Origin of the sequence: Rhodococcus sp. P14, assembly GCF_000256505.1 — a bacterium.
Lineage (GTDB): Bacteria > Actinomycetota > Actinomycetes > Mycobacteriales > Mycobacteriaceae > Rhodococcus > Rhodococcus ruber.
Window position 1 is genome coordinate 1 of the sequence record NZ_AJFC01000027.1, and the last position, 5,145, is coordinate 5,145.

6 protein-coding genes are annotated in these 5,145 nt (G+C 68.2%); all 6 read left to right on the forward strand.

Annotated elements, in window-relative coordinates:
- The coding region (locus tag OEY_RS27915; RefSeq protein ID WP_043804208.1) for a hypothetical protein at positions 1 to 999 on the forward strand (999 nt) is incomplete at its 5' end.
- 171 nt (positions 1,000 to 1,170) lie between these two features.
- A complete protein-coding gene (locus tag OEY_RS0102050; RefSeq protein ID WP_010592283.1) occupies positions 1,171 to 1,503 on the forward strand; it encodes a hypothetical protein in 333 nt (110 codons plus the stop codon).
- 41 nt (positions 1,504 to 1,544) lie between these two features.
- Complete coding sequence (locus tag OEY_RS27920; RefSeq protein WP_230831758.1) at positions 1,545 to 2,132, forward strand: DUF3558 domain-containing protein; 588 nt, start codon at positions 1,545 to 1,547, stop codon at positions 2,130 to 2,132.
- Positions 2,133 to 2,229: 97 nt separating this feature from the next.
- Positions 2,230 to 3,741 (forward strand): DUF3375 domain-containing protein, encoded by a 1,512-nt coding sequence (locus OEY_RS0102060; RefSeq protein WP_010592285.1) that lies wholly within the window; start codon positions 2,230 to 2,232, stop codon positions 3,739 to 3,741.
- A complete protein-coding gene (locus OEY_RS0102065; RefSeq protein WP_010592286.1) occupies positions 3,738 to 4,337 on the forward strand; it encodes a DUF4194 domain-containing protein in 600 nt (199 codons plus the stop codon). Before OEY_RS0102060 ends, OEY_RS0102065 begins: the two co-directional genes overlap by 4 nt.
- Positions 4,334 to 5,145, forward strand: an 812-nt coding sequence (locus OEY_RS0102070) for an ATP-binding protein (RefSeq protein WP_010592287.1), incomplete at its 3' end; no start/stop codon positions are given. The genes OEY_RS0102065 and OEY_RS0102070, both read left to right, overlap by 4 nt.

The following is a 5,145-nucleotide window of genomic DNA, read 5'->3' on the forward strand; positions in this document are numbered from 1 at the left end:
GTCATTCCCGGCGATCCAGGGTTCAATCGAATGACTCTCACCGACGCCGCGGGGAAATTCCGCGGGCAAATGCAATGGCAGCAGGCATCGCTCGCCGGTACTCGGGCCATCTCGATTCAGCTGACGATCGCCACCATGGCGCTGCAGACGGCAATCGCAGAAACCACCAAGGCCGTCGAACGCGTCGAGGGCAAGGTCGAGGCGATTCTGTCGCTGGTGAACGCCTCGATGATCGGTGACGTTCTCGGCCACCATCAGTACCTGCAGCGCACCGTCCGGACTCTCGACGAGACCGGAGCCCTACCAGAGACGGATTGGGATGCCGTTGCGCCGCTCGGACCCACCCTCGAAGTCGTCGTGGAGCGGCTGCGCGCACACATCCGAAAGTCGATCGACAGGTTCGACGCAAGTCTGCCCGTGCAGGACCGCGCCGAAATCCTGCACCGCCTCATGGAGCACAACAAGCTCGGCGAAAGCCTCGAACTCCTCGCGGTCGCCGAACAGTCCCTTTACCTCTGGCAGCGCCTCAGGATCGAGCGAGTCCGCCAGTCCGAGTCCGACCACCTGGAGCTGGCTGTCACGTCGGCTCGTCGGATGCTGGCCGACCACCTCACTGCCGACGGCGAACTGCTGTTGAAGGCACGCACCGAGCTGGCTGCCTACGCCGCCATCAAGCCACTCGAGATCGTGCGCTGGATGTCGACCGCCCAGCTGAAGACCGACATGCTGCAGCTGCGCGAGGACCTGGATTCCTTCGCTGCTGCTCGCCGGGCCGATGTTCAGGGGTGGCAGGACCATGAGGATCCGACCATCGGTGACGCTTTGGGGGAACTCGGCCGCAACTTCAAAGCGATCGGTGGGACCGCTGTGGCGATCGGGAGCCGTGGCCTCGACGCCGGCGCCGCCGGTCTCGGATTCCTTGGGAAGCGCATCAAGCAAGCTACTCAACGAACCCCCGAACTCCAGGACATCGATCCCCCGGGGCATCAGGCCGAATAGGACGCAGGGCATATCGAGACGAAAAGCCCGGCTGGGCAAGGCGCCCTCGGCGCCGGGTGCAGGTCGACCGCCGTCGCTTTCCCAGCTTCGTGGGTTCGGCAGGCCGCACCCGCACCCGCGCCGCAACGAGTGCGTTACAGTTCCCGGGCCAACTGATACCGGGGGGGATTCATGGCCGAGGGACTTCGTCTGACTCCGCAGACGATCGAGGAGATCGTCGCCATCTGCGACACCATGCTGACGACGCTTCGTGAAGCGGCACGCCATGCAAGCGACCTGACCGATGCACCAAGTTTCGGGGGCTTCAAGTCGGCCGAAGACCTCCGCGCCGGCTTCGTTCGCAAAGCCCGCGGCACACCCGAATCGCTCTACGAACGCCTGGAGCAATTCGAGGCGGTGCTCAGTGGCATGCGAGAAGCGTTCGCCGCCGGCGGTGAGGGATTTCTCGCGGCCGAATACAACTGGGCCACCCGTCTGCACGCCCTGAACCAGGACGAGTTGTGACCGCAGGCCGTACCGGTGTCGCAATCACAGGCGCACTTATTGTGCTGGCAACGCTCTCAGCGTGCACTGCCTCGTCTCCCAACTCGGTCTCCCCAGACGAGGCCCCGAGTGCCCCAACCACAACGACACGAGTGCCGCGCCTGGTGGACGAGTCCGACCGACCTCTCGTCGCCTTCGACCCGTGCCTCGACATCCCCGACGACGTGCTTGCCGCGGCAGGCTATGACCCGAACTCCGAAGACAACGCGGATTTCGCGGCGACCCACTACACGATGCTCGGCTGCTCCTACGACGGCGTCTTGAAGTTTCCCGACGTTGCCGCCTACGGACTGACGGTGAGATCGGCCAACTTCGACTGGGCCATCGAACTCCAAAAGACCGCCGACAACGGCGACGACGTCATCCCATCTGAGATCGCGGGCCGACGCGCACTGCTGAAAACCAACCAGTCCCTCCCCGAACGTTGCGGCTTGAGCATCGAGACGTCCTACGGGGTGCTCATCTTTGCGCAGGTCCTCTTCGGCAAGGGAGGCGCCCGCGTACCAGAAGCGCAATGGTGTACCGGACTCGAAGACACCGCCGAGCGCATTGTTGCCGTCCTCGAAGACTTCGAGTCGCACACCCGCTGACCTAGCATCCCGTCTGCATTCGCCCCCGGAAGCCGAACTCGAACCCGCCCGAGTTCGCCGACCCACGCCCGCGACGCTGTCGGCGCCATGTGTCAGCATGGTCGAACCCGATCCCGGAGGGAGCGTCGGGCCCACCGCCGACCTGCACCGCCTGGCGCGTCTGCGTCAGGAGCACCCGGCGTGGGCGCTGCTGCGGTCGGACAATGCGGCTGCGGTGCTGGCGCTGCTGGGCCGGCACTTCGACCGCGGGACGCGACGGCTGCCGGCCCCGGAGCTGTTCGCCCGCCTCGATGTGGACCTGCAGGAACTGCGCGACGAGGGCTTCGAGCTGCCGCGCACCGGTCAGGCCTACTGTGCGGACTGGGTGCGCGCGGGTTACCTGCTGCGCCGCGCGAGCGCCGACGCCCGGGAGGAGACCCTCGAGCCGACGGAGGCGACGTTCGCCGCGCTCACGTTCGTCGCGGGCCTGACGACCGCTACCAGCTCGGTCACCGAGTCGCGGCTGACCACCCTGTCGAGCCAGCTCCAGGCGCTGGCGCGGAACTCGGATCCACGCAGTGAGAGTCGCCTGGCGGCGTTGCGGGCCGAGCGCGACGAGCTGGACCGGCAGATCGCCGCCGTCGAATCCGGGGACTTTCCCGTGCTGGACGGGAACCGGGCGGTGGAACGGTCCGCGGAGATCCTGGCGCTGGCCGGGGAGATCCCGGGCGACTTCGCGCGGATGCGCGCCGAGTTGGAAGCGCTCAACCGGGAGCTGCGGGCCCGGATCCTCGACGACGAGGGCGACCGTGGCGACACCCTCGGCGAGGTGTTCCGTGGGGTCGATCTGATCGGCAGTTCCGACGCCGGCCGCAGCTTCGCCGGCTTCTACGACATGATCATCGATCCGGAGCGGTCGTCGCAGCTCGACGACTGGATCGAGGCGGTGCTGCAACGCCCGTTCGCGCAGCAGCTCACCACCGAGCAACGCAACCGCTTCCGCACCCTGCTCACCGAGATGGAGGACGCGGGCGGCGAGGTGCACGCGACGATGACGTCGCTGTCGCGTTCGCTGCGCCACTTCGTGCAGTCCCGCCACTACGAGGAGCACCGACGCCTGCAGCGGCTGTTGCGCTCGGCCCAGCAGCAGGCCCTGCAGGTGGCGCAGCGCCGCAAACCATACGATCTGCTGGACCTCGAGCTGGTGCGGGTCGGCATGGGCATCGACTCGGTGGCGGCGCTGCGGTTGCACAACCCGGCCGACGACCTGGTGGCCGAGCCGGTGGTGACCCAGCCGGTCGGCGAGGTGGATCTGGCGGAGCTGCGCCGCATCGTCCGTGAATCGGAGATCGACATGGACGAGCTGGCCGGCAACGTCGCCGCCACGCTGCGTTCCCGTGGCAGCGCCACGATCGGCGACGTGTTGCGCGATCATCCCGCCACCCAGGGTCTGGCCAGCGCGGTGGGTCTGCTGGTGCTCGCCGCGGAGCACGGTCACCGCGTCGACGGCACCGAGGAGATCGCGTGGACGTCCCCGTCGGGCGCGACCCGCGTCGCGACGGTGCGCCGGCACCTGTTCGACCCGACCGACACCGAGTTCACCGCCCGCATCACCGAGGACGTGTCATGACCGAATCGACCACCCGCACGTATCCGGGCGACACCGGCGAACTCGACCTCGACACCCGCCGCGCGCTGGTCCAGTTGCTCAAGGGACCGCTCGTCACCGCCGACAAGCACCCCGAAGTGTGGCGGACGGTGATCCGCGACGAGCGGGTGCTGCGGTCCCGGCTCGCGGACGTGTTCCTCGATCTCGTCGTCGACGAGGACGATCAGCTCGCGTTCACCCGCCCCGCCGACACGGGCGACCACAAGGCCCCGACGGTGCTGCGCACCGAGCGCCTGACGTTCATGGACACCGTGATGCTGCTGGCGTTGCGGCACCGGCTGCTGCGCGCCCAGCCGGGCGAGCGGGTGATCGTCGACTTCGACGAGGTGGCCGGGCAGCTGGAGATGTACCGCGCGGCGACGAGCACCGATCCGGCCGGCTTCCGCAAACGGGTCAACGCGTCGTGGGAGAAGTTGAAGAAGTACACGCTGCTGGCATCGACGTCCACGGAGGGCCGGATGGAGGTCTCGCCGGTGTTGCGGCAGTTGTTCGACGCCGATCAGGTCGCCGCCGTCGAGGCCGAGTTCCGGCGCATCGTCGAGGAGGACGCGCCGTGAGCGCCGCCCCCGTCCACCCCGGCCAGTTCCGGCTCACGCGGGTGCAGGTGGTCAACTGGGGCACTTTGCACGGGTATCACGACATTCCCGTGGCCCGCAAGGGTTTTCTCATCACGGGCGCGTCCGGCTCGGGCAAGTCGACGCTGATCGACGCGATCTCGACGGTGCTCATGCCGGGCGGCAGCGTGCGGTTCAACGCGGCCGCGCAGGAGTCGGCGGCCGGGTCGGGCCGCAACTTCGTCAGCTACATCCGTGGGGCGTGGCGGCGTGAGGCCGACGCCGACACCGACGCGCTCACCGCCTCGTATCTGCGCACCGGCGCCACGTGGAGTGCGGTGGCACTGACGTACGACGCCGCCGACGGCACGGCCCCGGTGACCCTGGTGAAGCTCATGCACCTGCGTCGGGGCGCCAACGCCAACAACGAGATCTCGCACCTGCACCTGATCCTCGACACCGACCTGGAGCTGACCGACCTCGAACCGTTCGTCGCGCGGGGCATCGACACCCGGGGCATCCGCAAGCGCTGGCCCGATGCGGTCGTGAACCCCAGCTACGCGCCGTTCGCCCGCGCGTTCCGGTCCAAGCTCGGCATCTCGTCGGAGGCCGCGCAGCGGCTGCTGCACCGCACGCTGTCCGCGAAGAGCCTGAACAGCCTCGACCAGCTGCTGCGCGACTACATGCTCGACGAGCCGGCCACGTTCGCGATGGCCGAGCGGGCCACCACCCAGTTCCGCGAGCTGCGCGAGGCGCATCGCGTCGTCGTCGACGCCCGACGTCAGGTCGAGACGCTCGAGCCGCTCCGCGC

Excerpts from the sequence above, each read along its gene's own strand:
- OEY_RS0102050 (WP_010592283.1), top strand. The coding sequence starts at position 1,171 with ATGGCCGAGGGACTTCGTCTGACTCCGCAGACGATCGAGGAGATCGTC.
- OEY_RS0102065 (WP_010592286.1), top strand. The coding sequence starts at position 3,738 with ATGACCGAATCGACCACCCGCACGTATCCGGGCGACACCGGCGAACTC.
- OEY_RS0102060 (WP_010592285.1), top strand. The coding sequence starts at position 2,230 with ATGGTCGAACCCGATCCCGGAGGGAGCGTCGGGCCCACCGCCGACCTG.